We start from the raw sequence: 14,762 nt of genomic DNA, 5'->3' as shown, positions 1-14,762 counted from the left end.
CGCTTAGAGCATTTCTTTTGACAACGCTATCTTTTTTTGGTATTCTTAAACTATCAATTAAGAAGGAAACCCGAAATGGTTGGGAGAATATTTTTATTTAGTGGGTTCAATTCCCACCTCCTTCATTATTAAAATCATTCTACTAGTCCGCTGCTAGTAGGATTTTTTTTGCAAAAGAAAAACGCCCCGGAGGGTGAAGAACTATTAAATAAGAGTATATCATTTTTTATTATTCTTATTTATTTTATATGATTTTTTCTTCTTCTTTGGGAATAAATCGACTACTGTACCGGCACTTGAAAATCCTATCAGGTTAGCAGCTTGATTTTTATTAGATGATTTGTTAATCAAAGTTTTAATTGGTCCATATATTTTTCCGAAATTATAATCGGGATTAATTGATAACATCATCTTTTTTATTATACATAAGATTATTGCTAGTCTGCTTGTAACTTCATTTTTTTATTAATAAATATATAATACACTTGGAAAGTGTCATTATATGTGTTAACTTTTATCGCTAAAGGTTTGACAGATATTTTTTTGTTTTTATTAAAACACTGTTTTTTTACTCATCTATTCTTCTAAAATACAAGGTAATCATCACGTTTAAAGATATTACTTCGCCCGTTCCAGTATCTTTGATGTGAAAGCATTTTTCCCCAAAACTTATAACATCATCTAAATTATTTTCCATTACAACGAATTTAACGCTATATCCTTTGAATATTGCTAAATGTGATATAAGAACAAATTGACAATTGTTATTTTTTGTAATAATATATTACTATCTATAAAAGAATTCGGAGAAAACATATGCCTGTAAATTTCAACCATTCTACTTCTTGCCCAAGCTGTAAAAATATCATTTCGATTCCCTTATCAACCAATGATTTTTTATCAGATTATGATAATACAAGACCAATGGGAACAGAATATCAATATACCGTCACAGACTATCCTGCTACTTGTCCTAAGTGTAAAAATAACTTTGTACTGAACGGAAATATATTTGAGTATCCTGAAGGACAAATTGAGATATCTGATTTAATTGCAGAATAATATAAGAATGCCCTAAACTGGGCTTTTTTTGCGTTCAATTATCCTTCCATAAATAGAGAATCATAATTAAGAAATAAAGAAATTGTCTTGTTTCAGCCAATCCCCAATTTCTTGATACATACTCAAATATTAAGTAAAAGACAGATATACAAGTTGCTTTTATTAGTCCTATGATAATCTTATCTTTCATCTCCACCTCAATCTATATGTTTATCAAGCCATTTTTCAGTTTTTGTCATTGTTTTTTCCCTCAAATTCTGATGAGTAAGCGAACCATGCAGAAGTTGCTATAATAACAAACCATCTAAATGGTGTAGCATTTTGAATGAAGTAATCCATAACAACATAAATTGCCATTCCGATAATCATACATATAATAAATATTGTTGCTTTCTTATACATCATTCCTCCCCGAACACATTCTCCGACTCGTCAAGTTCAGAGCGGTTGAATGGAGCTATACTATAAAAGTGGACAGAAAATTGTGTGTTATAATCTGTCTATTAAGACACAAAAATGAAAGGACTTTTATGTCAGGTTTTAAACGTTACGACGAGGAATTTAAGCAATCTCTCGTTAATCTCTACCAAACAGGTAAAACTCAATCCGAACTCTGTAAAGACTATGGTGTCTCCCCTTCTGCACTTGCAAAATGGATCAACCAGTACTCTCAAGTTCGTCTTGAAGATAATACGGTCTTGACTGCTAAACAGATTCAAGAATTACAAAAAAGGAATGCCCAACTCGAAGAAGAAAATCTTATCTTAAAAAAAGCAAGTGCCATATTCATGCAAAACTCCAAGTGAGATTAAAAGCAGTCTATAGACTCCGATTTGAACACACGACAGTTATGCTCTGTCGTGTTTTACATGTCAATCGTTCCACCTACTATAACTTCATAAACAAGAAGCCCTCAAAACGTGAAATAGAAAATCAACGCTTGAGAAAATTACTCCTTGAGATTTATATGAAAGCCAAGAAAAGAATTGGAACGAGAGCTTTTAAAATTATTCTCCTGCGTGATTATGGCGTTAATATTTCTGAGGGGCGTATCTTAAGACTTCTCAAGTCTATGACACTCCCTAAAATGTCAACGATTAAACCTAGAGTTAAATCAAAACACTCTCCTGCATTTTCTTCTGATAATCTCCTTAAACAAGAATTTAATCCTAAGTCCCCGAATCAAGTATGGACAACTGATTTCACTTATATTTCTATAGGACATAGACGGCATGTTTATCTCTGCGCCATCCTTGACCTCTACTCTAGAAAATGTATTGCTTGGAAAGTAAGTGACAGGATTGATGCTAAACTTGCCTGTGACACATTAGGGATGGCTATAAATAAGAGGAAGCCTAAGGAACCAATCATTTTTCATTCGGATCAAGGTAGCCAATTTAAATCAGCTTCCTTTAGAAAAATATTAGATGAGCATCAATTGCTTGCTTCTTACTCCAAACCTGGATATCCTTATGATAATGCTGTCACTGAGGCCTTTTTCAAGTACCTCAAACAACGGGAAATAAACAGAAGAACTTATCACTCCATTCAAGAAGTTCAACTCTCTTGCTTTGAATACATCGAACAGTTTTATAACAACTATAATCCTCATTCCGCAAACAATGGTTTAACTCCAAATCAGAAAGAAGAAAACTATTTTAAGAAAATATAGCTCATTTTGTGTCTAAATATTTGACATTAGTCCAGTCGTGCAAACTGCTTGCTACTAAAATCGAAATGCTCTTTTACTTCTTGGCTGTTTCCTTTGAAAATAACTTCTCCGTACTGCCAAATTTCAACGACTATTAAATTCATTGTCCTCTCAGCCATTGAAATACTCCTCTCTTTTTTCGCTTATATTTTGCTTTTTAAGCATATTTATCTTTAATTAGATAAATTGTTCATTGGACTACCTAAACGCTCAATGTAACCGTAACTTTCATGAATTAAGGCTATTCCAGAACGATAACTACCTCTTTCAAGTTTCTATCCAGAAAATCATAGAGCTGTAACCACGTCATTTGTTGCCCCTTATTGAAAACCGTCCGAATATCTTTGTAATATTGGACTAGCTCTTGCTTATACTTCTTACGAGCATCAATATAGACAATCTTATGGCCATATCCGTCATACTTTGCTTTCTTGGCCATATTGTAGAGCTTCATTAATGGTATAGGGTTAAAAGCCGTCATCGCTTGCCTCCTCTATTTCTATATCTATCTGGTTTTTGTCTAGGTAGTATTTTTTTGCAATGAGAACTACTATCTGGCTATCATCTGTGTAATAACCTAACTTGGTCATGTAGTCTTGTAGATTTTTCATGAGATTATCCAAGTCTGGCCTTGTAGTTTTGAATTGCCACCACTTTTTCTTTTGCTTAATCGCATTCCAAAATGTCACAGTGAGCTGTAAGGGCACATCTTTATCATATGGTTTACTTGGAGCATTACGCTTTAGTGCGTTAACTAGCTCCTTGTTTTCAGTACCTTTGCGGTTATAAAAAGATATTTTTCCGTTTCTGTATCCAATACCTTTTTGTTGTTGCGTGACTGGCATCTTCTGCAAGTTGAAAGAAAACTTCATTTTCCAAGTCTCGCAATCCGCTCATGAAACTCTTTTCTAAACTCTTGTACCTCTTTTGAATTCTCATAAGCTTTAGTTAATTGTTTTTGTTCATCTCTGAATAAATTTTGTTGTATTTGTCTTTCTTCTTTACCTGGGCTCGACATTTTTATCGCTCCTTTCCAATACTAGACATTTGCATTATCTGAGCGTTATCAAATCTGAATTTAAGACGTCTCGGAAGTTGTTCTAAACGATTATCACTTTCAGGGATCGTCAAAATCATAATTGAGCAGCCATCTTTTACGCTAAATAATACATTTAGTGCTTTTTCAGCATCTTTGTTTATAAAATCAGCTAAAGAGTCAAATATTAATAAATCAGCTTGCTCGATTTCATGCACTTGTTTCATGTATTTATCACGTGCCTCATCTCCAGAAGCTCGATTTTTAGCTAGTTCAACATGCTTTCTCACATTAAGATGTTTAACTTTTTTCTGAGTGCCTACTTTTTTCACTATCCACTCAACCATTTTGTCTGTGTTCACTACACTTAATTCATCCGAAAAGTCATATTTAACAATGATGTCTTTATTTAAATCGATGTGTTTTTTCGCTTTAAATTCAGATATATAATCTTTTACTGACTTAACCGTTTTATTATGGATACCTTCAGCATTACACATTGGGCAAACTCTTACTAAATAAGGATAAGGCTCTCCAATTACTTTCCCATTACTATCTTTTGGATAAGACATAACAGGACGCTTTGAACCAATAATGTCACAACCGTGAGTCTCACAGACTCCTAGTTCCCCACCTTCTATAAAGTTTCCTGACATTTCTTTATGAGTAACTGCCCATTTTTCATTATCATCGTAAAATTGTTCTGTCAAATCATTCCTCCCAATGTTCCCTGAACAGTTTTAGGAGTTTCTTGATAATCCATAAACATCATATTTGATAAAAAATTTGCAGAATTCACACTATATTGACCTTTTATATCTTCGGGATTTTCATTCTTGTACCACTCAATATAGTTTTTAGCCCCAATAACTGCTTGTTCTTGCTGGAATGACGGTAGTTTCAAAAACTCAACTTGTGTTATTGCTTTTTTAGATAGGTTTTTACTTGAGAAATTGATAAATAAATTAAGAAACTCAGCAAGAAGAGAACTTGGCTCTTTTTCTCTGTTCTCTATATCTATATCTATCTTTAACTCTTTCTCTAACTCTATCTCTGTCTCTGGTGTACTTTTGTCGTACATTTGTACGGACTTTTGTACTTTCGTTGTTCCAAGTGCTTTCTCTTTATTAATTTTAGAGCGGTAAGCTTTTATTCTATCCGCTTCAGTTGTAGTTTTTCCTATAAAGTTTTGAATATCTAGCATATAAATTGCTCCGTTATCCATAATCTCTACAAGTCCAAGATCTATGAAAGCTTTAAGAGCTTTTTCCACTACTCCTACTGGATGTCTAACAATGGTCGATAGCATTTGCGGGTTAAATGGGATACGGTCATTAAACATTAACCGCCCCTCATACTTTAAGCTACGTAGGTACAGCTTAAGCAAAATGTTGCTATAAATAATGCCGTCCCTGTTGTCCATATTTTCTAAAATAATCATCTCATCAGAATCAAAGAAATTTTCCTTCAATCTCATGTAATAATATTTTTTGTTATCAGCCATTATTCAGCCTCTATTTCTAATGAATAACGTTTGTAAGTAGTGGAATCACCATATCTATTTTTCTGCGTGATAGGTTCTTTTTTGAAAACATAACCTTCATCTTGCAACAAACAAATTTTCTTTGGCAAATCAATAATCCCAAGCTCCGTAAAACATTCTGCACTTGTAATTGATCCAAATTCCTTTATATAATTCAATACTCTATCTTGATGCCTTAATTTTTTATTCATATTAATTCTCCATAAACAATAGGTTAGCGCTGGGTCTCCCTGAGTACATAGCGTTAGGTACTTACATGTCTTTCCTACACAAAGCCTATTGTTATCTAATTAAAACGGTAATTCATCGTCGTTGATTTCCATTGGTGATCCACCGAATAAATCTGCTTGCGATGCTGCTTGTGACTGTTGACCCCCACCCATTGAAGCGAATTCTGAGCGGCACAAGTAGTTTTTAATCTCTGTCCCTGTAGCAGCTTTTTCTTCTCCATTTTTATCGATGTAAGTTCCTGTACGCTCTTTCACAAGAATAAACACACGTTTTCCTTTGAGAAATTTAAGTGTCTGTTCGTTGTGCCCATAATCCATTGGAGCAATAGGTTGATTATTATCTTCGATACTTGCAAGAATACGTTGCAAACCGCTATCAGACCACGGTTTTCCGAACAAGAACCAGTTATTAGCCGTTTCTCCATTACTTCCCTCAATATCGAATTTAAACATTGGATCGCCATTTTTGGATTGTTGATTTTTCACATCGACAATAGTTGCGATGTGTACTCCTGCAGCAAATCCTTGACCTGTTAAGTTGCTCATTTCATTTCTGTTGTATTGCATTATTTTTGTTCTCCATTTTCTTTATTTTTTTCTACAATTTGCCCAAATTTAAATAAATCTTCTATTTTACAAGCGGTTCTATCATCAAGACGATTTTTTGCATATACTCCATCACTCCCTTCAAGTATTGCCCCTCTTCCGTGAGTTGCTGGATTTACTTGAATCCGCCCTACTACGTCAGTGAGACCTAAAAGTTGATTTAACACTTGATTACGAACCTGTGGGATATATTCCGTTAATTTTGTGCCGTCTTCCAAGTCTATATCTCGCTTGTCTTCCCAAGCGGTAACATAGATATTGATAGGCAAGGAATAAATCATTGTGATAAGCCGTAAAAAATAATTCGTATAATCTCCATAGTCTTGAATTTCGTTACGAATACCGTTCTTACTTTTAAGTCCTCGTGCCACAAACCAATCTTTTTCAAAAGCTGTGATATTATCAATAACTAACGTTTGGTATCCTTTGAGAATCCCTCTAGCTTCGTCAAGAAACTCTTTCATTGACTGGATAGGATTTTCTCGATTAAAAGAAATAACATCGACATCTTTCAAACCAGCTAAAACTCTACTTGATCCGTCTAAATCCAGAACTAACACCTTACCCGTTAGTCCTTTAATTGCACTTGTTTTCCCAAGACCTGGCTTCCCATAAAGAAGAACTCGCCATTCATGCGTACGACTTATTTCAGTCGCTTTTTTAATTTCTAATGCCATAGTTAAAACCTCAAACTTTCTGATTGTTGCAACTCAACTCCTTCAATAACTGCTCCATTCTTCAAATCTTCAAGCATTTGTTTCTTGTCAAGCTTAGGTGGCTGAGGTATAAAGTAGTTATCATAAAATTCGTTTTTCATGAAACGATCTTCATCGTCAAATTTTAATGACTTTGGATTGGGTTGAATTCTAATGTTGAATACTGCACTCGGAATTTTTCTTAATCCAACTGAATTCATACTATTTTGTAGGTAGTCTTTTAGACCTTGTTTCTTTTTAGCTACTACTTTTTTCTTGTCTTGAAGTCGTTTGATTTCAGCAGCCAAAGCTACTTCATCGGCTTCAAGGTTTTTCACAACATAACCAATATTTATGGCTTTGTCTTTAATTTCTCCTTCGATACTCTCTAAAGTATCTACCCACGTTTCGACATCCAAGTCTTCCATATCATAGACTTGTTGCCAATCGGTGGTTAAATCGTATAAACTCATTTTTAATTTCTCCAATTTTTGATATAATCAGAGTAGAATCTCGCAAAGTTTCTACTCAGCTTCTGGTTGCCGCCAGGAGCTATTTTTTATTTTTCAAATTATTTTTTAATATTTTGAGTCTTGCTATTTCGTTCTTCAATTCTTGAACTTCATTATTAAGGCCTTCAGCATAGACTATCCACGCCCCTAATGCTTCTTCACAGTTTACTAATGATTCTGATAAATATTCATTTTCTTTTTCAAGCTCTTTTTCTCGAGCTGATTTTATTCCGAACATTTTAACTCCTTATTTTTTGTAACTTCTATATCGAGTGGCTTCCTTCCATTCAACAAATTCTTGAAAGACTTCTTTGTTAATAAAAACTATTTTGTGCGTAGGATTCAAAACTCCTTTTTTGAATTCTGGTCTTTCTCTCATTTCTTTTAGCCAAGCAGTAAGTGTTGGTTTGCTTAACCCTTCCCACTTTTGCATTAAGTGCTCCTTGTCACACCACTCAGCATCTTCATTCTTATCAACTGGAAGATATGTTATTTTTGCATATGGCATATTATTTTCCTTTCTAGCTTGCTTTATATTCATTGAGTAGAAGATTAAACGTTTCCCTACCCGTTGGGGTAATCAAAGTCTGAGTGCCCTTCCATGAACTTGTAGCTCCTTTGCCTTCTTTGATTTCAAATAGGTCATTATTATATTGAGCATAAGGCATTAACTTATTCTTTTTATCCCGATAAATATACTTATTTTCAAGTAACCAATCAATGAGTTTTTTTTGACCAACTTTTAACATTTTTGCAGTATCTCTGAAATTTTTAAGAAGGTTTCTCTCCACCAAATCATCAAAATACTGAGCTTTAGGTTGCATAATTTGATTTTCGACAGTAAGCGTAGAGTTCAAAGCTCTGAGTTGCGCCTTTTCTTCTCGTTCCTGCTTGAGCTGCGTAGCAAGATTGATAAGCGTATCTGGATTAAGTAATGCTTCTTCCAGTTTCGTATCCGTCATGTATGCACCGTGCTTTCGGATGGTTGGAAGTACTTCATGAGTAATCCAGCGCTTGAATTTCCGAGCATCCTTTTTCTTACTACCAATAATAAGAGCATAGAGTCCACTTTCGTTGATGATTTTTATTCTTCTACCCTGACCCGACGATTTGTCGGTATAGTTTTGCAAGTCCTCTTCGTCAACATGACGATTAACATCTCGACTACCATTTTGGTACCCCAGAATATCAGCGACATCTTTAGCAACAAACCACGGTTCATTTTTTATAAGCACTGTTCGTACTTGTAAGTTGTTGAAATTAAAATTTTGCAATTGATTCATTCTATTTCTCCTTTTCTAATATTATTGTCTCTCATTTTTACAACGAAAAAGTAGCGTTTTTTACCTAATCTAGGTCATAATACTTAATAAGAAATGTGATAAACCATTTAACAGATTTAGTATATTTCTTATTGCCACTCAGCATTGCGCTAATATCAGTTTTAGCAAACTTATAAGGCGGTTCACTAATATTTTCGTAAGCACGAATAATATCTTTATTAGTAAACCCTTCCTTTTCTAAATGCTTAACTATCTTTAAGCGTTGTGAATTGAAACTTTCTTCTACTTCTGACATTTTTATCCTTTCTCAAATTAAATATTTCTGCTTTAGCAGTATGGGAAGTTGAGGAATCGAACCTCTTCGCCGGTCTTCCCTGTGGCTAGTGCCACGTATCATAACTCCGTGATATAATATAGGTGTCTAAACTAAAATTATATTGGAGGTTTTATGAACAAATTTAAACTTCGTAAATTCATAGAAGCATTAGCAGCCTTATTTACCTTATTAATGTTGGTAATATTGCTTTTATGGGGGGGATACATACTAGCATTAACCATTGGAATTAAGATGCCCAAAACTCCTGCTATTTCTGTTTTATTTCAAATAAATTTTATCACCATAATAAAATTTGCATTCTATATTGCAATGATAGAAATTTTTTTATTCCTAATAGTCGGATTCGGCTTTGCTGCCAATCGTAGATATAAAGACAAAAGAAATAAAGATTATTCAACTAAAGAACTTAAACTATATGAAACGATAGGGAGATTTATACTTGGTTCTTATATCCCTTGTGTAGCTTTATTTTCATTAACTGAGAATCAATTTTCATCTCTTGTCAACATTTCTGCTATTTTTACTATTTTCTTCTTCTTTTTTAACATAGGAAGAAGAGAATGAGTCTAGTACCTTATTTACCATATGGTTTATCCCCATTATTAATAGAACTAAAATCATCAACCCCCTAGCTAATTCTAATAGTGTCATAATCCACCTTTCCGCCCCATTGGGGCTTTTTTATTTTCTAAAGTTAGATAAAAAGTTAGATTATTTGTAGTTCACTCTTGACATCCAACTACATTTCGTATAGAATAAAGGCATAGAGAAAACCCTTAATTAAAACATTTGAAACTGCCGGGAAGCGTGTTTGTAGTGTTTATAGTTAAGTTATTTTTCTAACGTTTTTTCTAACTTTTTATCTTACAAGACTCATTATATACGTTTTTGTAGTCCTTGTCAAGAGTTTAACTACGTTTTTGTAAAAAAAATATTTTAGGAGACCTATATAATGCCTGATACAACTACATTCGATAGAATAAAGGAACTCGCAGAAAAAAGGGGGAAGTCGCTCCCCGCTGTATCTGCTGATTTAAAATTTAGCGACAATCTTTTCTATCGTTGGAAAACATCCAACCCTAAAGCAAGTGACTTAGCAAAAGTAGCAGATTATTTTCATGTTTCAGTTGATTATCTTCTAGGTCGTGAAGAAAACGCAGGAAATAAAGAACCTATAGATCTTGCTGATTTAGTAGATGAAAGTAAAGTTGATTGGGATGAATGGGTTTCTTTTGATGGTAAACCACTCACAGATGAAGTTAAAACAGCATTGAAACTTATTTTAGGTAAACGTCTTGAAGACTAATCGGGGGCTCTATGAACGAACAGGAACTAATAGAGCGTATAATCCTTGAAATAGAAAAATATGGAATTGAAGTTATCGGGACAACTCTTTTCCTTTGGACGCTGTAACAAACAATATAAAAAAGATAACAATTTTTAATCCCACTACGGTTAAAGCATTTAAGCTATGTCATGAATTGATGCATATCAAGAATAATGATTCTTATCGTCTAGGAGAATGTGACACTACAAGTCCTCAAGAGAAACGAACTAATAAAGAAGCAATTCTTTTTCTATGGGATATATTCATAACTGAAGGTGGGAATTTCGAACTTTTTCAGAAGTTTATTGAAATATCTGGGTGCCCTTGTGATACTTTATTTGCACTTCTTTGTAAAGTGAATGAGGAAGTCATAAAGGAATTAAAAAAAGAAGGTAACACCCAAAAAGACTTTAGTAAAATGTCACTTAAGGAATGCGTTATTGACTATATTTCACATTTTGATGTTGTGGAGCAAATCAATACTTATCAATTTCTTGAAGCATATAATTTACCTTATGAAAGTTATGATAAAGCAGTTGAGCTTTTTAAGAATATGCTCAAGCTTGATTATGCTTGTTAATATAAAAATACGTGCGCTAATCACGTTAAAAGGGCAAGGAGAAATTTTATGAAAAAATTGGAAGATTTATGGAATAACAAACTATGGTTTAAAATCCTAACTATAGTTATTGCACTTGTTGTAAGTTATTTATTTGGTGCTTTTGCTGTATTTATTGGAATATTATTATTTATATATGCAATAATTACATTAATAAGAAAATATGTTTTAAAAAAACCTACACGTTTTAAAGTTCGTTATATTTTTATTAGTTTTCTTACGTTAACAATTATTGGTAGCGCTGGATATGCACAAATGCATCCAGAAGAACTTGCTAAGTCAAGATTAGAACAGCAAAAAGCTAAAAAAGAGGCTGACGAGAAAAAAGCTGCGGAAGCTAAAAAAGCAGCTGACGAGAAAAAAGCTGCGGAAGCTAAAAAAGCAGCTGACGAGAAAAAAGCTGCGGAAGCTAAAAAAGCGGCTGACGAGAAAAAAGCTGCGGAAGCTAAAAAAGCGGCTGACGAGAAAAAAGCTGCGGAAGCTAAAAAAGCGGCTGACGAGAAAAAAGCTGCGGAAGCTAAAAAAGCGGCTGACGAGAAAAAAGCTGCGGAAGCTAAAAAAGCGGCTGACGAGAAAAAAGCTGCGGAAGCTAAAAAAGCGGCTGACGAGAAAAAAGCTGCGGAAGCTAAAAAAGCAAACGTTCAAAACGCAGTGCAAAGTTCGGTTGATTATATAAATTCTTCAGTAGCTGAAAGTGTTGGAGTAAATGATACAGTAATTAATGATTATTCTATTCAAGACTCTGGAGCAATATATTTTGATCTTAATGATATGTTTATGAGCGGGAGCATATCTGATACAGAACTAAAAGTAATGCTTAATAACATAAATTCCCGTCTCATATCTGACACTGAGTCAGCGATGGATGCTCAAATGTTTAAATATTACGTAGGTGGATACTCTGTTCAAATTGCTGAAAATAGAACAATAATGAACAAATATGAAGTTAAATTGACAAAATAATAAAAATCCGTCCTAAACTTTGGCGAGTCGCAGGACGGATTGATATAAAAAGTATTAGAAACAACACGAATTACGTGAAGTTTTCTTGTACTCTATTTTACAGAAAAAAGGAGTAGAAATCAAATGTGGGTAGAAGCTTTAGAAAATGGTAAATATAAATATTTTGAGAGATATCGTGACCCTTTAACCGAAAAGTTAAAGAAAGTATCAATTACACTCGACAAGAATACTTCAAGGGCGCAAAAGGAGGCACAACGTCTTCTCCAAGAAAAGATTGATAAGCACGTAAAAGATGCTAATGTAAGTAATATTACTTTTTGGGAACTATATGAAGAGTATTTCAAGAACTGGTCCCCAACAGTTAAAGATTCTTCAAAGCGTGGTCTAATTGCTCACGATAATAGAATAAAGGATAATATTCCGAAGTCTACACCGGCAAGAAATATTACACGTAGAACAATTCAAAAGTTAGTTAACGAAATGATGGATGAGGGCTATGCTTATAGTTACTATAATGGTTTCAAAAAACGATTCCATTCTATTCTTGATTTCGGTGTACGTATGGGGTATCTTGATAAAAATGAAGCAAGTTATGTTAAATCTCCAAAAAAAGTAAAATCATTTGAAGAAGTCCAAGAAAAAAGAGAGAGTTACCTTGAATTAAGCGAAATAAAACAATTATTAAAAATACTTAGGATTACTCCAAGAGTAGATCATTTAGCAAATTTCGTAGAATTTATGGCCTATACTGGAGCAAGATATGGAGAAACTGCTGCTTTAACTACTAAAGATATTGATTTAGAGAATGGTCTCGTAACAATAAATGGAACATATGATCGAGCATTGAAGATAAAAACTACTCCAAAAACAGACTTTTCCTACAGGACAATAACGATCCCAGATAATATTATTAAAATAATAGAATCGCAATTGGAGTTGCTAGAACTTAATAGATCAGTCAAAGGGAAAGATTTCAATAAAAATAATTATATATTCTTTAGTGTTAATGGTTCAGCAATTGATTTAGACACTTTAAATGTAGTAATACGGCGAGCAGCAGAAAAAGCAAAAATTAATAAACATTTAACTTCGCATATTTTTCGTCACTCACATGTTGCCCTACTTGCAGAATTAGGTATCCCTCTGAGTGCTGCAATGGAAAGAGTAGGACACACAGATTATAAAACTACCCTAAGTATTTACTCACATGTTACCAAATCTGTCAAAGTTGATATAGTAAAAAAATTAAATGAACTAAAATAAAAAAAGTGCCTCCTTTAATTTTGTAAGGGGCACTTTTTATTAATATTGTATTCATTAGAAGCACTGTATTTGGCGTTTTTTATTTGTTTGCCCCTTTCGTGCCCCTTTGTGTTTTTCCAATAAATTATATCAAGCGTAAAGCCAGCTATAAAGGCATCCAGAAACAATTAACCGATTGAACCCTCCATGCTGTAAGAAATCAATCGGTTGAGTTCTACTGCATACTCCATTGGAAGTTCTTTAGTAAAGGGTTCAATAAAGCCCATCACAATCATATCTGTGGCTTCTTTTTCTGTTAAACCACGGCTCATCAAATAGTATAACTGTTCTTCTGAGATTTTAGATACTTTGGCTTCATGTTCCAAGGCAACTTGTGAGTTATGAATCTCATTAAATGGAATTGTATCTGATTTTGAAATATCATCCATAATAATCGTGTCACATTCAATATGTGATTTAGAATGTGCAGAATTTTTGTTGAAGGTTACTTGTCCACGATAATTTACAGCTCCACCAGATTTAGAAATGGATTTAGAAATAATCGATGAGCTTGTATTTGGTGCATTATGAATCATTTTGGCACCTGTATCTTGCTCTTGATTTGCGTTAGCAAAGGCGATTGAAAGCATTGTACCACGTGCCCCAGGACCGTCTAAATAGACAGCTGGATACTTCATAGAGACTCGTGAGCCTAAGTTACCATCAATCCATTCCACAGTTGCATTTGCCTCTGCTTTAGCTCGTTTTGTTACCAAGTTATAGACATTATCTGACCAGTTTTGAATGGTTGAATAACGCATATATCCACCTTCTTCACAGAAGATTTCAACAACAGCAGCATGTAAGCTGGCTGATGAATATGTTGGTGCAGTACAACCTTCCACATATTGGATAGAAGCACCCTCATCAACAATGATTAAAGTACGTTCAAACTGACCAGACTTTTCGTTATTAATACGGAAATAGGCTTGGATTGGAATTTCACATTTTACACCTTTAGGCACATAAACGAAACTTCCTCCAGACCAAACTGCTGAATTCAAAGCAGCTAATTTATTGTCTGTTGGTGGCACGAGCTTTGCAAAGTATTTTTTGAAAAGCTCCGGATATTCTTTCAGAGCAGAATCGGTATCGGTAAAGACGATACCAAGTTTTTCAAATTCTTCCTTCATGTTGTGATAAACAACTTCTGACTCATACTGTGCTGATGCTCCTGCTAGGTAAGCACGCTCTGCTTCTGGGATACCAATTTTTTCAAAGGTTTCCTTAATTTCATCAGGAACTTCTTCCCAAGTACGGGCAGGTTTATCGGTGGGTTTTTGGTAATACACCACATCATCAAAATCAATGTCTGATAAATCAGGCCCCCATTCTGGGAGATCTAATTTTTTGAAGGCTTCGAAGGACTTGAGGCGGAAATCCAGCATCCATTCTGGTTCTTCTTTTGCGGCCGACATTGTACGTATCACATCTTCTGTCAGACCTGTTCCTGTAGACATGACTAATTCAGCATTATCATGAAAACCAAATTTATATTCTTCTAATACTGGAACTTCTTCTGTCATTATTTTCCTC

23 protein-coding genes and 1 pseudogene are annotated in these 14,762 nt (G+C 34.1%); 7 read left to right on the top strand and 17 right to left on the bottom strand.

The features are described from left to right. Positions 1-219 precede the first annotated feature (219 nt). The gene (locus P3G65_RS03145; protein ID WP_014024875.1) at positions 220-411 is read right to left on the bottom strand and encodes a hypothetical protein; all 192 of its coding nucleotides are present in this window, start codon (positions 409-411) and stop codon (positions 220-222) included. Between the two features lie 405 nt (positions 412-816). Here P3G65_RS03145 and P3G65_RS03140 point away from each other — a divergent pair, with 405 nt between their 5' ends. After that, entirely contained in the window at positions 817-1,062 is a 246-nt protein-coding gene (locus P3G65_RS03140) for a hypothetical protein (protein WP_019292100.1), read from the top strand. A gap of 225 nt (positions 1,063-1,287) precedes the next feature. On the opposite strand, the gene P3G65_RS03135 is transcribed toward P3G65_RS03140, so the two are convergent. Further along, positions 1,288-1,419 (bottom strand): hypothetical protein, encoded by a 132-nt coding sequence (locus P3G65_RS03135; RefSeq protein ID WP_306723672.1) that lies wholly within the window; start codon positions 1,417-1,419, stop codon positions 1,288-1,290. Positions 1,420-1,592: 173 nt separating this feature from the next. Between P3G65_RS03135 and P3G65_RS03130 the strand changes: the two are divergent. After that, positions 1,593-2,750: pseudogene (locus tag P3G65_RS03130) on the top strand (IS3 family transposase). 10 nt (positions 2,751-2,760) lie between these two features. Here the strand turns inward: P3G65_RS03130 and P3G65_RS03125 are convergent. From P3G65_RS03125 to P3G65_RS03060, 14 genes are all read right to left on the bottom strand, one after another. Then, a complete protein-coding gene (locus tag P3G65_RS03125) occupies positions 2,761-2,892 on the bottom strand; it encodes a hypothetical protein (protein WP_284071327.1) in 132 nt (43 codons plus the stop codon). Between the two features lie 122 nt (positions 2,893-3,014). Continuing rightward, positions 3,015-3,254 (bottom strand): DUF1031 family protein, encoded by a 240-nt coding sequence (locus tag P3G65_RS03120; RefSeq protein ID WP_019292860.1) that lies wholly within the window; start codon positions 3,252-3,254, stop codon positions 3,015-3,017. Beyond that, positions 3,241-3,645 carry a RusA family crossover junction endodeoxyribonuclease gene (locus P3G65_RS03115; RefSeq protein WP_014024918.1) on the bottom strand — a complete coding sequence of 135 codons (405 nt, stop codon included), beginning with the start codon at positions 3,643-3,645 and terminating at the stop codon, positions 3,241-3,243. The genes P3G65_RS03120 and P3G65_RS03115 overlap by 14 nt, the downstream gene beginning before the upstream one ends. Further along, complete coding sequence (locus P3G65_RS03110) at positions 3,642-3,791, bottom strand: hypothetical protein (protein WP_019291315.1); 150 nt, start codon at positions 3,789-3,791, stop codon at positions 3,642-3,644. The genes P3G65_RS03115 and P3G65_RS03110 overlap by 4 nt, the downstream gene beginning before the upstream one ends. 2 nt (positions 3,792-3,793) lie before the next feature. Then, positions 3,794-4,519 carry a hypothetical protein gene (locus P3G65_RS03105; RefSeq protein ID WP_019291316.1) on the bottom strand — a complete coding sequence of 242 codons (726 nt, stop codon included), beginning with the start codon at positions 4,517-4,519 and terminating at the stop codon, positions 3,794-3,796. Beyond that, entirely contained in the window at positions 4,516-5,313 is a 798-nt protein-coding gene (locus P3G65_RS03100) for a phage replisome organiser protein (protein ID WP_270322052.1), read from the bottom strand. The genes P3G65_RS03105 and P3G65_RS03100 overlap by 4 nt, the downstream gene beginning before the upstream one ends. Next, positions 5,313-5,543, bottom strand: coding sequence for a helix-turn-helix domain-containing protein (locus P3G65_RS03095; RefSeq protein ID WP_019292833.1), 231 nt, complete (start codon positions 5,541-5,543; stop codon positions 5,313-5,315). The genes P3G65_RS03100 and P3G65_RS03095 overlap by 1 nt, the downstream gene beginning before the upstream one ends. A gap of 99 nt (positions 5,544-5,642) precedes the next feature. Continuing rightward, positions 5,643-6,149, bottom strand: coding sequence for a single-stranded DNA-binding protein (locus P3G65_RS03090; RefSeq protein WP_019292834.1), 507 nt, complete (start codon positions 6,147-6,149; stop codon positions 5,643-5,645). After that, the gene (locus P3G65_RS03085) at positions 6,149-6,865 is read right to left on the bottom strand and encodes an AAA family ATPase (protein WP_014024924.1); all 717 of its coding nucleotides are present in this window, start codon (positions 6,863-6,865) and stop codon (positions 6,149-6,151) included. Before P3G65_RS03085 ends, P3G65_RS03090 begins: the two co-directional genes overlap by 1 nt. Positions 6,866-6,867: 2 nt before the next feature. Further along, positions 6,868-7,356 carry a siphovirus Gp157 family protein gene (locus tag P3G65_RS03080; protein ID WP_284071326.1) on the bottom strand — a complete coding sequence of 163 codons (489 nt, stop codon included), beginning with the start codon at positions 7,354-7,356 and terminating at the stop codon, positions 6,868-6,870. 79 nt (positions 7,357-7,435) lie between these two features. Then, complete coding sequence (locus P3G65_RS03075) at positions 7,436-7,633, bottom strand: hypothetical protein (RefSeq protein WP_019292836.1); 198 nt, start codon at positions 7,631-7,633, stop codon at positions 7,436-7,438. A 9-nt stretch (positions 7,634-7,642) separates the two neighbouring features. Next, positions 7,643-7,903 (bottom strand): hypothetical protein, encoded by a 261-nt coding sequence (locus P3G65_RS03070; protein ID WP_019292837.1) that lies wholly within the window; start codon positions 7,901-7,903, stop codon positions 7,643-7,645. 13 nt (positions 7,904-7,916) lie between these two features. Continuing rightward, on the bottom strand, positions 7,917-8,678 hold the full coding sequence (locus tag P3G65_RS03065) for a BRO family protein (RefSeq protein WP_019292838.1): 762 nt from the start codon (positions 8,676-8,678) through the stop codon (positions 7,917-7,919). 64 nt (positions 8,679-8,742) lie between these two features. Then, positions 8,743-8,973: a hypothetical protein gene (locus P3G65_RS03060; RefSeq protein ID WP_019292839.1), complete on the bottom strand. Its 231-nt coding sequence runs from the start codon at positions 8,971-8,973 to the stop codon at positions 8,743-8,745. Between the two features lie 153 nt (positions 8,974-9,126). Here P3G65_RS03060 and P3G65_RS03055 point away from each other — a divergent pair, with 153 nt between their 5' ends. The 5 genes from P3G65_RS03055 (at position 9,127) to P3G65_RS03035 (ending at position 13,187) form a co-directional block, all read left to right on the top strand. Next, the gene (locus P3G65_RS03055) at positions 9,127-9,579 is read left to right on the top strand and encodes an alkylphosphonate ABC transporter permease (RefSeq protein WP_270324536.1); all 453 of its coding nucleotides are present in this window, start codon (positions 9,127-9,129) and stop codon (positions 9,577-9,579) included. Between the two features lie 388 nt (positions 9,580-9,967). Then, positions 9,968-10,321 (top strand): XRE family transcriptional regulator, encoded by a 354-nt coding sequence (locus P3G65_RS03050; protein WP_019292841.1) that lies wholly within the window; start codon positions 9,968-9,970, stop codon positions 10,319-10,321. A gap of 94 nt (positions 10,322-10,415) precedes the next feature. Next, complete coding sequence (locus P3G65_RS03045) at positions 10,416-10,922, top strand: hypothetical protein (protein ID WP_284071325.1); 507 nt, start codon at positions 10,416-10,418, stop codon at positions 10,920-10,922. Between the two features lie 48 nt (positions 10,923-10,970). Then, positions 10,971-11,924, top strand: a complete 954-nt coding sequence (locus P3G65_RS03040) for a hypothetical protein (RefSeq protein ID WP_258272472.1) — start codon at positions 10,971-10,973, stop codon at positions 11,922-11,924. 123 nt (positions 11,925-12,047) lie between these two features. Beyond that, on the top strand, positions 12,048-13,187 hold the full coding sequence (locus P3G65_RS03035) for a site-specific integrase (RefSeq protein ID WP_019292401.1): 1,140 nt from the start codon (positions 12,048-12,050) through the stop codon (positions 13,185-13,187). 167 nt (positions 13,188-13,354) lie between these two features. Here P3G65_RS03035 and sufB read toward each other — a convergent pair whose 3' ends face one another. Continuing rightward, positions 13,355-14,752 carry a Fe-S cluster assembly protein SufB gene (gene sufB / locus P3G65_RS03030; RefSeq protein ID WP_004259194.1) on the bottom strand — a complete coding sequence of 466 codons (1,398 nt, stop codon included), beginning with the start codon at positions 14,750-14,752 and terminating at the stop codon, positions 13,355-13,357. Between the last annotated feature and the right edge of the window lie 10 nt (positions 14,753-14,762).

It is taken from the genome of Lactococcus sp. bn62 (assembly GCF_029492705.2).
GTDB lineage: Bacteria > Bacillota > Bacilli > Lactobacillales > Streptococcaceae > Lactococcus > Lactococcus petauri.
Note: the sequence above shows the minus strand (reverse complement) of the source record. Positions and strands in the feature narration are given on the sequence as shown.